The following is a 15,714-nucleotide window of genomic DNA, read 5'->3' as shown; positions in this document are numbered from 1 at the left end:
CCGGTCCGCCCTTCCAGAGGCCGGGACAGGCCGGGACCGGGCCGGGACCGGGCCGCCGCACGTGAGGCCCTAGCTCGCGGTCCGCGTCATGATCCGAAGGACCTCCAGTGTCCGAGGCGGCACATCCGGCTCTTCCCCGTCACTCACGGAGAGCCGTACATGAGCCTCCCTAGCCGCCCGGACCGCCTCGGGCCAGCCCGGGTGGTCCAGATAGGCGGACACCAACGCGTCGGGCCCGACCTCGTGCATGATCCGCAGCACCCGCAGCACCGCCGCGTCGACGAGAGCCGCCTCCTCGGCGTCGCGGAAGATCGTCCCTACGTACTTCTCGGCGGACCAGTTGTCGAGCCACGTGTCCTCGACCAGGCGGTATACGGCGTCGGTCACGTCCCCGTACTCGTCGCGCCCGGCGAGCCAGCACTCACGCTGGAACCCCGGGTCGGAGAGCATGTGCAGCGCCGAGCGCACGTTGCTGCGCCAGCGCCACCATGGCATGTCGTTCGTTGGCATGCCGCCCATGGTGCTTGAGCGACTGCCGCGACGGGAAGAGTTCTCCGAACCTTGCACGGTCATCGATCGTACGTTCCCCTTTCGGGCAGCCGAACCGGCCCCTGCCCTTCACCTTCTTGTCACCTTGCGTTGAGAGCGCGTCACTCCATGGTTGGCGCTGCGGCGGAATCGTGCATGACCATGCCCGCCTCGCGACGCACCTTGCTCCCCCACCCCTCCACAACCGCGTCCCTCACCGCCCTGGTGGCGGTGTGTGCGTCCCTGACCACCGCGTGCGGGGTCATCCCCGGTTCCACGGGGGGATCGAGTAAAGACCCCGTGACCGTCATGACCTGGGCCCCCGAGAAGACCAGGGCGACCAACAAACCCGGCATCCCCGCGATGGCGCAGGCATACGCGCGCTGGGTCAACGCGAACGGCGGGCTCGACGGCCACCAGCTCAAGGTCATCACCTGCAACGACCACAACGACCCGGTGGGCGCCGCCGACTGCGCCCGCAAGGCGGTCGACGAGGAGGTCGCGGCCGTCGTCGGCTCCTACAGCCAGCACGGCCAGTCCTTCCTCTCCCCCCTCCAGGTCGCGGGCATCCCCTACATCGGCGGATACGGCGTCACCGACGAGGAGTTCAGCAGCCCCCTGTCGTACCCCGTCAACGGCGGCGAACCGGCGCTCATGGCGGGCAACGGCAAGCAGCTCGCGGGGCGCTGCGAGCGCGTCTCCCTCGTCCGCCCCGACACCATCGCCGGCGACGATCTCCACAAGCTCCTGGACGCGGGCCTCACCGAGAGTCACCGGAGGCCCTCGTCCGACATCCGGGCGCCCGAGGACGGCACCGACTTCACGGCCCAGGCCGAGCAGGCGCTGGACCGCGCGGGCACCGGCGGCTGTGTGACGGCGGCGCTCGGCGCCCGCACGGACACGTTCTACGACTCCTACCGGCGCACCCGGGACGCGTACCCGACCACCAAGATCTCCTCCGTGCTCGGCAGCGTCGACCAGTCCCTCATCGACCGCACGGGCGGCGGCGAAGGACCGTACGAAGGCGCCTACGTCACCAGCTGGTACCCGGCGGCGAGTGATCCCCGCTGGGACGAGATGCGCGAGGCCATCCGTGAGCAGGCGTTCGGCGACAACCGGGTCGACCCGACGGACGCGGGCGTGCAGACGACGTGGATCGCGTACACCGTCCTGAAGAAGGCCGTCGAGTCGCTCGACGGCGGCGAGGTCTCGTCACGGACGCTGCGGCGGGCCCTCGACCGGGGGCTGAAGGTCGAGACGGGCGGTCTCACGCCCACCTTGAGCTGGCGCTTCAAGGACATGCTCGCGGCCAGCGACTTCCCGCGCCTGATCAACGCCGACGTCACGTTCCAGGAAGTACGGGACGGCCGCCTGGTGCCCGCGCGCAAGGGCTTCGTGAACGTCTCGAAGACCCTGGAGCGGGTGAAGTGACCCGCTCCAGGCGCCCGCACCACCGGTGACCCGCGGCTTGTCCTGGCGTTTGTCCTGACGCTTGTCCTGGCGCTCGGCCTACAGCTGCGACTTGTCGCGCGTGGTGAGCCCGTACTCCTTGGCGATGGCGTTCCACAGCCCGGCCGCTTCCTGCTTGGCCGTGGTCGCCTCGCCGCTCGACTTGTTCCCGGCGACCGCCTGCGCCGTCCCGCGGGCGTGGCCCTTCCGGCAGCCCTTCTTGCCCGCGACCTGGCCCGCCCACGCGGCGTAATGGTTGTCGGCCGCGGCGGACGCCTTCCAGGCCTTGGTGAGGGACGCGGTCAGCTGCGCGTTGGCCGGGAGCTTGTCCACGGAGAGCTGCGAGAGGCGCGTGACCAGGCCGTTGCGCTGCTTTGCCGCGTTGCGCAGATCGGTGGCCGACTGACCGAGGTTGTCGCACTTTCCTACGTTGCGTACGGCGGCGATCACCGAGTCGCGGCTGTTGTTGCTGTCGGCGAGGAGCTTGTCGAGGGCGACGGCCTGCTCCTTGGCCGGGTCGACGGAGGGCGAGGGCTTCTCGTCGGACGGCGCGGAATCGGAGACGGTCTTGGGGCTGTCCTTCTCCTCGTCACCGCCGCCGCTGAGGAGGGCGCCCGCTCCGACGCCGATCAGCGCGATGGCGACACCGATGGCTGCGAAGAGCGGCACCTTCGAGCCAGTGCGGCCCCCGCCGCGCGACGCGGGAGCGGCGGCAGCGGCTCGGCGTGCGGCACGGCCTCCGCCGTCGCCGTGCGCCTGAGCCTGGAACTGGCCCGGGGCCTGGGCGGCGGGCTGCGGCGGCTCGAAGCGGGGCATCTGCTGGGTCGACGCGGGGCCTTCGGGCTCCGGCTGCTCGGTACGGAAGAGGCTGTCGAACTCGGCGGGCGGCTGCCGGTCGCCCGGGGCGCCCGGCCGTATCCCGAAGGGTGCCTTGCCCGGCTCGGCGGGCACGGGGGGTATGTACTGCGTGGGCTCGCTGTCGGAACCGGCCGCCGGGGGCAGGGGCGCGCCCGGCATGGGTCCGTGTCCCAGGAACTGCGTGGCGTCCGGGGTGGGTGCCTCGGGCGGCAGGGCGCCGGGGGCCACGGGAGGTATGTACTGCGTGGCGCCTTCGTCGGCCCCGGCGCCGTTGCCGGGCATCGCGGGTATGTACTGCGTGGCGTCCGCGTCACCCGGGGCGGCGGGCGGAAGCGGCGCGATGCCTCCCGCGACGGGCGGAAGCGGTGCGCCCGCGCCGCCGGAGCCGGAGCCGCCGGGGGGAAGCTGCCCGGCCTGGACCGCGGGCGGAAGCTGACCGGCCTGACCGGCCGGGGGAATCGGATGTCCCGGCTGTCCGGGGTACGCGGCGTCGGCGGGCTGCCCCGCATGGGCCCCGCCCACCGGCTGTCTCGCGTGCGCGCCGCCCGCCGGCTGCCCCGCGTGGGCCCCGCCCGCACCCGGCCCCGCGTAGGGCCCGTCGGCGGCGCGCTGGCCCGCATGCTGACCCGCGTGCTGGCCCGCGTGCTGGCCGCCCTGAGCGTGGCCCGCGTACGGCCCGCCCTGGGGCTGTCCGCCGTATCCGGCGCCCTGCGCCTGGCCGCCGTACGAGGCGCCTGCGGGCTGGCCTCCGTACGAAGCGCCCGAAGAGCCCGAAGCGTCCGAGGGGTGGCCCCCATAAGACTGCTGGCCCCCGTAGGAAGGGCCCTGCGGGTAGCCCTGGTGCTGTGTGCCCTCGGCGGGCAGCGGGGTGCCCGCGCCGTACGACTGCTGCTGGCCGGCCGGGGAGTCCCACGCCTGGCCGGAGCCGGGCGGCGGGTCCGCAGGGGCCGGGCCCCACGGCTGGCCCCAGGGGCTGCCGCCGGGCGGGGCCACCTGGTCGCCGGTGGTGCCGGGCAACAACGGCTCGCTTCCGTCGGCAGGCAGCACGATGCCTTCGTGCGCGTGCCGGTCCGCGGGGTGCGGATCGGAGGAAGCGGCGCCATGCCCGCTCTGCTGCGTCACCGGGACTCCTACGTATGGGGGAACCTACGGAACCGTCGGCTCACGCTACCGGGTCCCCACAGCCGTCTGCCACGCAGCTCAAACCTCCGCCACCGCTTTAATCGCAGAAGTAACAAAAGCTCTCCGCGAAACGCTGGTTACGTCGCCAACAAGGGGCGATCGCGTACGGGAGTTGGACATTCACGTCGCGGAAAGGGCTGGGACGGGCCACGTTCACCGGTGCGCGACACACATCACAAATTCGTCACGCACCCGGTCCCGCGCCCGATCCCGCGTTCCGCCCCGCGCCCGCCTCCGCGCCCCTTCACGCCGCCTGGATGTCCGCGCGCGCCCCGAACTCCCTTACCACCGGCTCCTCCCGGTACGGCGCGAGCCGGTCCTGGAGGTCCTCCAAGTACTCCGCGCCCCGGTTCGACCGCAGCGTGCCGAGGAGTTCGACCGCCTTCAGGCCCGTGTGGCAGGCCTGCTCGATGTCACGGCGCTGCACCTGCGCGGTGGCGAGCAGGACGAGGCCGATCGCCCGCCGCCGCGCCCGCGTCTCGGGGTGCCCCGCGAGGGACTCCTCCGCGCTGCGCGCCGCCGCGTCCGCCTGCCCCAGGTCACGGTGACAATGAGCCAGTTCATCGGCCAGATACGCATGGTCGAAGTGCCGGATCCACACGGGGTCGTCGCCCGAATCCGCCTCCCCCGACGCCCGGTCCATCGCCTCGACCGCGTGGCCCGCGACGATCTGCGTCGACCGCCCGTCCCCGAGCAGCGCGTGCCCCCTGGCCTCGGCGGCGTAGAACATGGCCTCCGCGCGCGGGGTGACCCGCCCGCGCGTCCCCTCCTGGGCCGCCCGCGCCAGCTGCGCGATCTCCCGCGGGTTGCCCAGCTGGGCCGCGAGATGGCTCATGGACGCGGCGAGCACGTACCCGCCGTACCCCCGGTCGCCCGCCGCCTGGGCGAGCCGCAGCGCCTGGATGTAGTAGCGCTGGGCCAGACCCGGCTGGCCCGTGTCCACCGCCATGTACCCGGCGAGTTCCGTCAACCGCGCGACGGCGGCGAACAGTTCGCGCCCCACGGACTCGCGGTACGAACCGGCGAGCAGCCCCGACACCACGCTGTTCAGATAGTGCACGACGACCGGCCGCACATGCCCGCTGCCGTACTGGTGGTCGAGCTTCGTCAGCGCCTCGGTCATGGCCCGCACCGCCGCCACGTCGGAGAGCCCGACCCGCGGCCCCGCCATCCGCCCGACCTGCGCGTCCGGGGACGAGATCAGCCAGTCGCGGCTCGGCTCGACGAGCGCGGACGAGGCGACGGACGAACCGGACAGGAAGTCCCGCCGCCCCACGTCGCTGCGCCACAGCTCGCAGACCTGCTCGATGGCGCCGAGCACGGTGGGCGAGAACTGCAGACCGACGCCGGACGCCAGATTCTTGCCGTTCGCCATGCCGATCTCGTCGATCGTGACGGTCCGGCCCAGCTTGCGGCCGAGCGCCTCCGCGATGATGCCGGGCGCCCTGCCGCGCGGCTGCTGGCCCCGCAGCCACCGGGCGACCGATGTCTTGTCGTAGCGCAGATCGAGACCGTGCTCCGCGCCGCACATGTTGACCCGACGGGCCAGACCCGCGTTCGAGCAACCCGCTTCCTGAATGAGTGCCTGCAGCCTTTCATTGGGCTGCCGCGCGACGAGCGGCCTTGCGGCCATGGCGTACCCCCTGATGTGCACCGTGGTTCATCTGGACGGACTGGACGGAGGGGCCGGGATCAGCCACCCCAGATGATCAATGCCCTTGGAACAAACGGAAGATGCACCACAAACGGACCATAAGTCGGTAACTGGGCTGCTTCTTCGGAGTGCCCCAGTCTTGGCTACCCGCACATGGAACCCATTCCCCATGCGCGCCCCCGCCCGTGCACCCATGCGCCCCACATGCAGGATCGATGCTCCGCCCCCGCGCACGCGACGGCCGTAACCGTAGGTGTCGGGCGGAGTTGAGAAGTCCGTGGAAGAGACCATGGGAGTCACGTCAGCCGCGCACATCCCGAAGCAGCGCGGAGAATCCTTGCTGGACACGGCCGTGCGCTACGCGGAAGAGCGCCACTGGGACGTGTTCCCCGGGACATGGCTCGAGTCCGTCGAAGGGGCCGAAATCTGCTCGTGCGGTGACGCCGCGTGCACGGCGCCCGGTTCGCACCCGGCGCGCGAGGACTGGGCGACACAGGCGACGGGGAGCGCGACCGCGGCCAGGCGGCTGTGGACCAAGCAGCCGAAGTCCTCGATCCTGCTGCCGACAGGCCGCACGTTCGACGCGATCGACGTGCCCGAGACGGCCGGGTTCCTCGCCCTTGCCCGCATGGAGCGCATGGAGCTGACGCTCGGCCCCGTGACCTGCACACCGGACCGCCGGATGCAGTTCTTCGTCCTCCCCGGAGCCGCCGCGAAGGTGCCCGACCTCGTACGCAAGCTCGGGTGGCCGCCGGCCGCGATCGACTGCGTCGCCCTTGGCGAGGGGTCGTACGTGGCCGCGCCCCCGACCCGCTTCGGCGCGACGGGAGCGGTGCAGTGGGCGTGCCGCCCCACCGCGGCGAACCGCTGGCTGCCCGACGCGGAGGAGATCATCTCGCCGTTGGCGTACGCGTGCGGGCGGGAGGCGCGGAGGTAGGGGCGGAGGCAGGCGCGGCCCTGCGGGGGCTGGATCTCAGCCCGTCGAGGGGCCCCTGCTCTGTGAGAGCTTGGGGGGAGTCCGAGGAAGCTCGGCGGAGCCGGTGATCGGCGGTGCGCAGGACGTATCGTGCGAATCCAGCGGCGACGAAGGGCGGACACGGTGAGCGAGCCAGCATCGGCAGCACCATCGGCGGTACGGGTACAAGGACTGTGGAAGGCCTTCGGCCAGCAAATCGCCGTCGCCGGGATCGACCTCACCCTCCCCGCGGGCAAGTTCATCGGCCTCGTCGGCCCGAACGGCGCCGGGAAGACCACCACCCTCTCCATGGTGACCGGGCTCCTCCGCCCGGATCGGGGCACCGTGGAGGTCGTGGGCCACGACGTGTGGGCCGACCCGGTTCAGGTCAAGGCCCGCATCGGCGTCCTCCCCGAAGGGCTGCGTCTCTTCGAGCGCCTCTCGGGGCGTGAACTCCTCGCGTACACCGGGCGGCTGCGCGGGCTCCCCGGCGGCGAGGTCGACAAGAGGGCGACCCAGCTCCTCGACGTACTCGACCTCGCGGGCGCCCAGCACAAACTGGTCGTCGACTACTCGACGGGCATGCGGAAGAAGATCGGCCTCGCCGCGGCCCTGCTCCACAACCCCGAAGTCCTCTTCCTCGACGAGCCCTTCGAGGGCGTCGACCCGGTGTCCGCGCAGATCATCCGCGGTGTCCTGGAGCGCTACACCGCGTCCGGCGCCACCGTCGTCTTCTCCTCGCACGTCATGGAACTCGTCGAATCGCTCTGCGACTGGGTCGCCGTGATGGCGGCGGGGCGCATCCGCGCCCAGGGCACCCTCGCCGAGGTGCGCGGCGCGGCCCCCTCGCTCCAGGAGGCGTTCCTGGAACTGGTGGGCGCCCACGGCCGCGACAACGGCTCGCACCTCGACTGGCTGGGCGGCGGCACCCGATGAGCGCGCCGACGGCGGCGTCCGCGCCCTCCATCATCCCCGTCTTCGTACGTCTCAAGCTCTCGCTCCTGCGCAACGGCCTGCACCAGTCGTCAGGACGCAGCGCCGCCTACATCGCGTCCGTCGTCGCGGCGCTCCTCGTCGCCGCACTCCAGCTCATCGGCCTGATCGCCCTGCGCGGCAACGAACACGCCGCCACCGTCTCCGTCCTGCTCACCGCGGTACTCGCGCTCGGCTGGGCGGTGATGCCGCTGTTCTTCCCCAGCGGCGACGAGACCCTCGACCCCACCCGCCTGGTGATGCTGCCGCTGCGCCCGCGGCCACTGGTGCGCGCGCTCCTCGTGGCGTCCCTGGTGGGCATCGGCCCGCTCTTCACGCTCTGCCTCGCTCTCGGGGCGGTCATCTCCCTCGCGCACGGTGCGGCGGCGGCCGTCACCGCGGTCCTGGCCATCGCCCTTACGCTGCTCGTCTGCGTGGCCCTCGCGCGCACCGTCGCCGCCGCCAACATCCGCCTCCTGACCAGCCGCAAGGGGCGTGATCTGGCCGTTCTGAGCGGCCTGGTCATCGCGATCGGCGCGCAGCTCGTCAACTTCGGGGCGCAGCGGCTCGGTTCGTCGGGGCTCTCGCAGCTCGACCCGACGGCGGACGTCGTCCGCTGGATCCCGCCCGCGTCGGCGATCGGCGCCGTCGACTCGGTGAGCGAGGGCTCGTACGCGACGGGGATCGCACAACTGGCCGCGAGCGCCGCCGCTCTCGCCGCCCTCCTGGCCCTCTGGCAGCGCAGCCTCACCCACCTCATGACCACCCCCGACGGCTCGACGCTCGCGGCGGCGGAACCCACCAAGGCCCGCGCGGCACGCGGCCCGGGCGGGCTGCTGCCCGGGGGACGCACCGGCACGGTCATGGAGCGCAGCCTGCGCTATGTGTGGCGCGACCCGAAGACGAAGGCGGCCTGGGTGACGTCCCTGGCCATCGGGCTCATCGTGCCGCTCTTCAACGCCCTGCAGGGCACGGGATCGATCTACTTGGCGTGCTTCGCGGCCGGGATGCTCGGCGTCCTGATGTACAACCAGTTCGGCCAGGACACCTCGGCGTTCTGGATGGTCGCGACGGCGATCTCGTCGACGTACGACGCGTACATCGAACTGCGCGCCCGCGCACTGGCCCTGATGGTGATCACCGTTCCGTACGCGACCCTGGTGACGGTCGTCACGGCAGCCGTGCTCGGCGACTGGACCGGCCTGCCGGAGGCGCTCGGCCTCTCCTTCGCCCTGCTCGGCGCGATGCTGGCGACGGGCGCGTGGACGTCGGCCCGCTTCCCCTACTCGATCCCGCAGGAGGGCTACAAGAACGTGGCCCCCGGACAGGCGGGCCTGGCCTGGATCTCGATCTTCGGCGGAATGGTCGCCGCGGCCCTGCTCTGCGCCCCGGTCATCGCCTTCACCATCTGGCTGCACGTATCGGGCGCGGACTCCTGGACCTGGCTGCTGCTCCCGCTGGGCGGGGGCTACGGAGCGGTGATCACGCACTTCGGCGTGCGGCTCGCGGCGCCGAGTGTGGCGCGGCGGCTGCCGGAGATCCTGACGGCGGTCAGCAGGGGCTGAGAGCCCCTGAGCCCGCAGGGAACGCAGACGACCCGCGAGCCGTGGTCCCCGCCGTACGAGACGGCGGGAAGCCGGCCGGACTCACCGGCGGCTCGCGGGTCGGGTGACTGCTTGGGATTGGGCCGGTCGCACGCACATCACACGTGCTGGTCCGGCGCCGAAATCGAGTTGCGACGACGGGCCACTAGCCCGCAGTCACCTCACGCGTCCGGTTTCCATACATCTGCCGAACCACCTCCTCTCCGTGATGACTACAGCCTAGGAACCTGACCGGCTCGGCTCAACCGCTTTTTGAGCAGGGCTCACGAGGAACATCGAGCCGTCCCGGGACGTTCACGCGGGGCAACGATTTCGTCGAACTTCTGGGAAGTACCTGTGGGCTGCGTCACGTTCGAGTTCAATGATCTGACGTGCGGTACATGCGGAAGTCGCAGAACATGCAGCTCATGAGGACACGGCCTGCAGGGGGTGCCAGGTGAGTGCTTCCCGGCGTAGGGGGACCACCGACGAGCTGGGGCCTGAAGACCCCGGCCCCGGTGGGGCCGAACTGCTCGCGGCACTGCTCGACGGGATGGACGCCGCGTTGTGCGCGTTCGATGCCGACGGGGTGGTGACGCACTGGAATCGTGAGGCCGAGCGGATCCTCGGGTGGTCGGCGGCGGAGGCCGTCGGGCGGCAGGGGTTCGCGGGGTGGGCGGTGCGGACCGCCGACGCCGAGGAGGTCGAGGGGCGGCTCCTGTCGGCGATGGACGCGCACGGGCGGCAGGTGCACGAGTTCGCGCTCCTGACGAAGGACGGCGGGCGGGTGCTCGTGCGGACCCAGTCCGCGGCCGTGCGGGGCGGGGACGGCAAGCCCGCCGGGGTGTACTGCGCCTTCAGCGAGGTCCATGCGCAGATCGACCTGGAGCGGTCCATCGCGCTGAGCGAGGCCCTGTTGGAGAACGCGTCCTGGGGCGTCGTGCTCGTCGACGCCGATCTCCGTCCCGCCGTGGCGAACGAACACGCCGCCCGGGCCCTGGGGATGGGGCGTACGGCCCTGCTGGGGCGGCCCCTCGGGGAGTTGCTCGGGCAGGGCGTGGAGGAGCTGGAGAGCGCGCTGAGCCATGTGCTCGCCGAGGGGGCGCCGCCCGCGCCCGCCGAGATGTGGGTCTCGGTGCGGGCCACGGAGAGCGGTGAGCCGGAGCGGCGCTGCTGGCGCAGCGGCTTTCTGCGGCTCGCGTCGCCGCTCGCGGAGGAGCCGGTGCCGCTGGGGGTCGGCTGGCTCTTCCTGGACGTCACGGAGGCCAAGCAGACGGAGCAGGATGCGGCGCAGCTGCGCTTCCGTTCGCAGCAGTTGCACCGGGCCTCGCGCGCCGCGGGTGAGTGCGAGGATCCGACGGAGGCGGCGACGGTCCAGCTGGACTTCGCCCTTGCCGGGTTCGCCGACCACGCACTGATCGACCTGGTGGCCTCCCGGACGGCGGACGAGGAGCCTGTGCGTCTTGTTCGCGTCGCCGCCACGCCCGCGGGCGCTCCGGGGCCGTGTCTGCCGGTGGCCAAGGCGGGCCTGCCCGTCCGCTATCTGGAGGGTCATCCGGCCCCGCAGTGCGTGGACCGGATGGGTTCGGTACGGGCCAGCGCCGGTACCGCGCCGCCCGAGCGCGCCCGGGAGTGGGCGGCGGCCAGGCAGTGGCCGGAGGACTCCGTCCACGCCCTGTGCACGGTGCTGCGCAGCCGGGGGCGGACGCTGGGCGTGGTGACGTTCCTCCGGGGCGCGAGCCGCACCCAGTTCGAACGGGCGGACGCGACGTACGCGGAGAGCGTCTCGGCGAGGGTGGCGGCTTCGCTCGATCTGGCGGGTGTGCTGGGCACGGGGTGAGCCCGTGCGGGGGGGCGGGGGTTCAAGGCCACCGCTTCGCGGTGATTTTTCCCTCCCACCCGCCCGATTGCCCGGGGTGACAGGTGAGTGGGCAGGTGAGTGGGCAGGTGAGTGGGTGGATGGATGGGAGACATCCGTCGTGAAGCGGCGGTCCAGGGTCCAGGCACGCCACCCACCGGGCCCCGCGGGCCCGATGAGCCGGGATCCGGGCGGCCCCCGCCCGAACCCCCAGGCCTCCCTAGGCCTCCCCCAGGCCTCCCCTAAGCCGCGTGCAACGCCAGCGTCGGTGAGAGCCGCGCCGCCCGAACCGCCGGGTACAGCCCGGCCACCGTCCCGATGACCAGCGTCGCCCCGAACCCCCCGCTCACCGCCCACAGGGGGACCACCCAGGGAAGTCCGCCCGACACCGCGTACGCGCCGGTCGCCGCCGCGCCCAGTGCGATGCCCGCAAGGCCGCCGAGGCCGGACAGCATCAGGGACTCCGTCACGAACTGGATCCGGATCTGCCCCTTCGTCGCGCCCATCGAGCGGCGCAGGCCGATCTCGTACCGTCTCTCCAGGACCGAGATGATCATGGTGTTGGCCACCCCTACGCCGCCCACCAGCAACGCGATCCCGCCGAGCCCGAGCAGCAGCGTGGAGAACGCCCCCTCCGTCGCCGCCTTCGCCTTGAGTGCCGAAGACGGGTCCGTCACCTGGACGTTGCGCGGGTTCTCCGGGTCGATCGAGGCGGCGAGCAGGCCGCGGACGTCGTGCACGGAGTCGTCGGTGGACCGCTCGTACACCGATGTCGGGCGGCCGTCGAAGCCGAGCTCGCTCTTCGCCGCCTCCCAGCCCACCAGGGCCGAGCGCTCGACGTCGGGCGAGAGGGGCAGCGGGTCGAGGATGCCGACGACCGTGAAGTAGCGGTCGTCCACCCAGACCTGCTGGCCCGGCTCAGTGATGCCGAGGCGGTCGGCCGCGACATGGCCGAGGACGATCGACGGATAGCGGCTGTTGGCCGCGTTGAACCACGTGCCGTGCGCCGTCCCGCCGCGCAGCACCTTCAGCAGGCCCTCGGTCGCCGCCTTGACGGAGATGCCGCCGGTCTCGTCCTCGGGGATCTTCTCGCTGCGCCGCACGCTGCGTTCGAGGTCGCCGGTCGCGCCCACGTCCCGTACGCCCTCCACACGCGAGACCCGGCCCGCCGCGTCACGCGGGAGCACCACCTTCTCCCCGGAGAACAGGGGCTCCCCGGGAGAGGCCACCAGCATGTTCGTGCCCAATTCGTCCAGCTCACGCATGAGTTGCGCCTTGCTGGAGGAGGAAATGCCCACCACCGCGATCATCGTGGCGATCCCGATGGCGATCCCGAGGGCGGAAAGCACGACCCGCACCGGTCGGCTGCGCAGTCCCGCCGAGCCGACGTGCAGGACGTCCCGCGGCCCGAGCCGCGCCGCCTTCAGCCGCGCACTCCTGACCTTCTTCGTACGGGTCACCCTCTTCGTACGGATCATCCGGCGAGCACCCCCTCGGAGGGCGCTGTGCGCACATCCGCCACCACCTGCCCGTCCCGGATCCGCACCTGCCGCGGCAGCCTCTGGGCGATCTCCGCATCGTGCGTGATGACGGCGATCGTCGCGCCCTCCGCGTTCAGATCGTGCAGGAGCTCCATCACCGCCTCGCCGGACGCCGAGTCGAGCGCGCCGGTCGGCTCGTCGGCGAGGAGCAGGTCCGGTGAACCGACCACCGCGCGCGCGATGGCGACGCGCTGCTTCTGGCCGCCGGAGAGTTCGTGCGGGCGGTGCTTCATGCGGTCCGCGAGGCCGACCCGGTCGAGCGCGTCCGCGGCCCGCGCCCGGCGTTCCGCGCGCGAGAGTCCGGAGTACAGGAGCCCCTCCGCCACGTTGTCGCGCGCGCTGATCCCCGGCACCAGGTGGAACGCCTGGAACACGAAGCCGATGTGCCGTGCGCGCAGCGCCGAGAGGCTGCGGTCGGCGAGCGTGGCGACATCGTGTCCCGCGATCGCCACCGAGCCCTCCGAGGGGCGGTCCAGGGTGCCGATGATGTGCAGCAGCGTCGACTTGCCGGACCCGGAGGGCCCGACGATGGCGAGGAGTTCGCCCTCCTCCACCCGCAGGTCCACGCCACGCAGGGCGGCGACCCCGCCCGGATACTCCTTGGTGACCCCGCCCAACTCCACGACGGCGCTCATATCTTGGGCACCCCGACCTTCATGCCGTCCTTCAGGCCGCCCCCGGTGACCTCCACACGCCCCTGGCCGAACATGCCGAGTCCGACCTTCACCTGGCGGGCGCGGCCGTGCTCGACGACCTGGACGCCGTAGCCGCCGCCGGGCAGGGCGAGAAGGGCGTTGACGGGGACGGAGAGTACGTCCTCGCGGGTCTCCCCGGTGAGGTTGACCGTGACCGGGGACTGGTCGAAGCCGCCGACCTTGCCGGGGTCGTCGAAGGAGACCGTCACCGGGACCTTGGGGGTCTTGTCGGCCGGGTCGTCGCCCGGCTTGGCCGTCTTGCCGACGGACGCGACCTCGCCCTTGACGGTCGAGCCGTCCGGCAGGTCCACGGTGACCTTGGTGCCCACCTTGGCGAGCTTCCCCTCGGCGACGTCGAGCTGGAAACGTACGACCCGCTCGGCGCCCGTCGTGGCGAGCACCGGCTTGCCCGGCGCGATCTGGTCGCCGACGGCCGAATCGGTGGACTTCACGCGGACGCCGCCCGGTGAGAAGGCGATCTGGTCGGGGCCGACGCGCCCCGTCTGCTTCTGGTCGTGCGCCTTCTGCCACTGCTTGACGGCGGCCGCTGTACCGGCCGTGTACTCGTCGTCGACGGCGAGCCCCGCCCCGTGTCCGAGCGCCCGGAGATTCTCTTCCAGCTGCCGTACGTCGTTGCCCTCGTCGCCGGTCTTCAGCGTGCGGTACATGGGCTCGGTGCCGTACATGAGGCGTACCGGGACGCCGTTGACCTCGTAGAGGCGCCCGTCGCGTCCGATCGTCGAGCCGCTGCCCGTGGACCAGGTGAGGGTGCCGGTGGTGCCCGCGTTGATCTTGCGTTCCTTGGCATAGCCGAGGGTGCCGTCGGTCTGGGTGCCGCTGCTGAGGTCGCCGCGTTCGACGGGGGCGGTGGCGGGCGGGAGTCCGGCGTCCTGGCGCACGGATCCGTCCTTGCCGTTGTCGGCGAGCGCGGTGACGGCGACGCCGCCGCCGGTGATCGCGAGCAGGGCCACGACGGTGGCGACGACGGCGGTGCGGCGCCTCACGCGACGATGTCCTTGCACGCCTTGGCGGCCTTCTCCATCTTCTTCGCCTCGGCGCCCTCGGGTATCTTCTGGGCTGCCATGCCGCCGCCCTCGAACTTCGGGTCGGGCATGTTGAAGCCGTTCTCGCGCATGCACCGGGCGTACTTGAGCATCTTGTCCTTGTCGGCCTGCGAGACCGATCCGCCGCCCGAACCGCCGTCCCTGCCGGTGCACTCCTTCATGGCGGCCTCCATCTTCTCCTTGCCCAGGTCGCCGCCGATGGTGATCCCGCGGGTGTCCTCGCCGGACTTGGGCTCGGACACCTTGAGGCCGTGCTTGCGCAGGCACTCGCGCTCCTTGAAGGCAGCGTCGGCCTGCTTCCCCTTGCCGCCGTCGGCCTTGTCCTGGCTGCTGCTTCCGCCGCCGCCGGAGGAACAGGCTCCGGCGAACAGGGCGAGTGCGGCGAACCCCGTCGCGATGGCTCCTGAGCGCGTACGAGTCCTCATGGCGTCCCCTTCACTGATCACGTCACTGGTCGCGTTGTGGCGCTCAGGCTCGCGGGAAGCGAGGTTTCGTTTCTCTCAACGGAGACGCTTACACCGACGAAAGGTGCACTTCAGGTACACAGGGCCGCATGCGCGTACTGCTGGTGGAGGACGAGGAATTCCTGGCCGAGATGATCGCCGACGGGCTGCGCCGCGACGCGCTCGCGGTCGATGTCGCGGCCGACGGCCTGACGGCGCTGCGCAAGCTGCGGCTCGGCGAGTACGACGTCGTCATCCTGGACCGGGACCTGCCGGGCCTGCACGGCGACGAGGTGTGCCGCACCGTGGTGCGGCAGCGGCTGCTCACCAGGGTCCTGATGCTGACGGCGTCGGCCACGGTCCGGGAGCGGGTCGCGGGCCTGGGCATCGGCGCCGACGACTATCTGACCAAGCCCTTCGCGTACGACGAACTCCTCGCCCGTGTCCTGGCCCTCGGCCGCCGCACGCGCCCCGCGCTGCCGCCCGTCATCGAACGCGCGGGTCTCGTCCTGGACACGGCACGGCGCCAGGCCAGCCGTGAAGGGCGCCATCTCGCGCTCTCCCGCAAGGAGTTCGCGGTCCTTGAGGCGCTGCTCCGGGCGGACGGCGCGGTGGTCAGCGGCGATGACCTGATCGAACAGGTCTGGGAGGAGGACACCAGCTACCGCACGAACGCGGTCCGCGTCACCCTCTCCAAACTCCGCGCCAAGCTGGGCGAACCACCGGTGGTGGAGACGGTCCCGGGCGCGGGCTACCGGATCGCGGGAGGGGCGGCGTGAGGCGCGGGCGCACCGGGGTGCGGCGCTTCGGCGTGCGGCGCACCGGCATGCGGCGCACCGGCGGGGGCAGCACCGGCGGGGGCGGATTCCGCGTCGGCGGCCTCGGACTCAGCCTCGGGCTCAGCAGCGAACGTGCCCGTCTCACCGCCCTCT

At 72.0% G+C, this 15,714-nt stretch carries 13 protein-coding genes; 6 read left to right on the top strand and 7 right to left on the bottom strand.

Going from position 1 to position 15,714, the window contains the following annotated elements; translation table 11 throughout:
- Positions 1–69: 69 nt before the first annotated feature.
- Complete coding sequence (locus ACZ5CR_RS29400) at positions 70–573, bottom strand: SCO4402 family protein (protein WP_468862791.1); 504 nt, start codon at positions 571–573, stop codon at positions 70–72.
- A 117-nt stretch (positions 574–690) separates the two neighbouring features.
- Here ACZ5CR_RS29400 and ACZ5CR_RS29395 point away from each other — a divergent pair, with 117 nt between their 5' ends.
- Positions 691–1,959, top strand: a complete 1,269-nt coding sequence (locus tag ACZ5CR_RS29395; protein WP_468862887.1) for an ABC transporter substrate-binding protein — start codon at positions 691–693, stop codon at positions 1,957–1,959.
- 78 nt (positions 1,960–2,037) lie between these two features.
- Here the strand turns inward: ACZ5CR_RS29395 and ACZ5CR_RS29390 are convergent, their stop codons facing one another.
- Both ACZ5CR_RS29390 and ACZ5CR_RS29385 read right to left on the bottom strand, forming a co-directional pair.
- Positions 2,038–3,957: a mediator complex subunit 15 domain-containing protein gene (locus tag ACZ5CR_RS29390; protein WP_468862789.1), complete on the bottom strand. Its 1,920-nt coding sequence runs from the start codon at positions 3,955–3,957 to the stop codon at positions 2,038–2,040.
- Positions 3,958–4,261: 304 nt separating this feature from the next.
- Positions 4,262–5,650, bottom strand: a complete 1,389-nt coding sequence (locus ACZ5CR_RS29385; RefSeq protein WP_468862787.1) for a transcriptional regulator — start codon at positions 5,648–5,650, stop codon at positions 4,262–4,264.
- A 310-nt stretch (positions 5,651–5,960) separates the two neighbouring features.
- Here ACZ5CR_RS29385 and ACZ5CR_RS29380 point away from each other — a divergent pair, with 310 nt between their 5' ends.
- The 4 genes from ACZ5CR_RS29380 to ACZ5CR_RS29365 all read left to right on the top strand — a co-directional run bounded on the left by ACZ5CR_RS29380 (position 5,961) and on the right by ACZ5CR_RS29365 (position 11,021).
- Positions 5,961–6,608: a bifunctional DNA primase/polymerase gene (locus ACZ5CR_RS29380; protein WP_468862784.1), complete on the top strand. Its 648-nt coding sequence runs from the start codon at positions 5,961–5,963 to the stop codon at positions 6,606–6,608.
- Between the two features lie 162 nt (positions 6,609–6,770).
- Positions 6,771–7,562, top strand: coding sequence for an ABC transporter ATP-binding protein (locus ACZ5CR_RS29375; RefSeq protein WP_468862783.1), 792 nt, complete (start codon positions 6,771–6,773; stop codon positions 7,560–7,562).
- Positions 7,559–9,163 (top strand): transporter, encoded by a 1,605-nt coding sequence (locus ACZ5CR_RS29370; RefSeq protein WP_468862781.1) that lies wholly within the window; start codon positions 7,559–7,561, stop codon positions 9,161–9,163. The genes ACZ5CR_RS29375 and ACZ5CR_RS29370 overlap by 4 nt, the downstream gene beginning before the upstream one ends.
- A gap of 475 nt (positions 9,164–9,638) precedes the next feature.
- Entirely contained in the window at positions 9,639–11,021 is a 1,383-nt protein-coding gene (locus tag ACZ5CR_RS29365) for a PAS domain-containing protein (protein ID WP_468862780.1), read from the top strand.
- A 260-nt stretch (positions 11,022–11,281) separates the two neighbouring features.
- On the opposite strand, the gene ACZ5CR_RS29360 is transcribed toward ACZ5CR_RS29365, so the two are convergent.
- From ACZ5CR_RS29360 to ACZ5CR_RS29345, 4 genes are read right to left on the bottom strand one after another with little or no spacing between them, the layout of a single operon-like run.
- Entirely contained in the window at positions 11,282–12,517 is a 1,236-nt protein-coding gene (locus ACZ5CR_RS29360; protein WP_468862777.1) for an ABC transporter permease, read from the bottom strand.
- The gene (locus ACZ5CR_RS29355) at positions 12,514–13,215 is read right to left on the bottom strand and encodes an ABC transporter ATP-binding protein (protein ID WP_468862775.1); all 702 of its coding nucleotides are present in this window, start codon (positions 13,213–13,215) and stop codon (positions 12,514–12,516) included. The genes ACZ5CR_RS29360 and ACZ5CR_RS29355 overlap by 4 nt, the downstream gene beginning before the upstream one ends.
- Positions 13,212–14,279 carry a peptidoglycan-binding protein gene (locus ACZ5CR_RS29350; protein WP_468862773.1) on the bottom strand — a complete coding sequence of 356 codons (1,068 nt, stop codon included), beginning with the start codon at positions 14,277–14,279 and terminating at the stop codon, positions 13,212–13,214. Before ACZ5CR_RS29350 ends, ACZ5CR_RS29355 begins: the two co-directional genes overlap by 4 nt.
- Complete coding sequence (locus ACZ5CR_RS29345; RefSeq protein WP_468862771.1) at positions 14,276–14,764, bottom strand: hypothetical protein; 489 nt, start codon at positions 14,762–14,764, stop codon at positions 14,276–14,278. Before ACZ5CR_RS29345 ends, ACZ5CR_RS29350 begins: the two co-directional genes overlap by 4 nt.
- Before the next feature lie 128 nt (positions 14,765–14,892).
- On the opposite strand from ACZ5CR_RS29345, the gene ACZ5CR_RS29340 reads away from it, so the two are divergent.
- Entirely contained in the window at positions 14,893–15,561 is a 669-nt protein-coding gene (locus ACZ5CR_RS29340; protein WP_468862768.1) for a response regulator transcription factor, read from the top strand.
- The last annotated feature ends 153 nt before the right edge of the window (positions 15,562–15,714 follow it).

This window comes from Streptomyces sp. NPDC031274, assembly GCF_055570235.1.
This window is presented reverse-complemented; position numbering and strand designations above follow the sequence as displayed.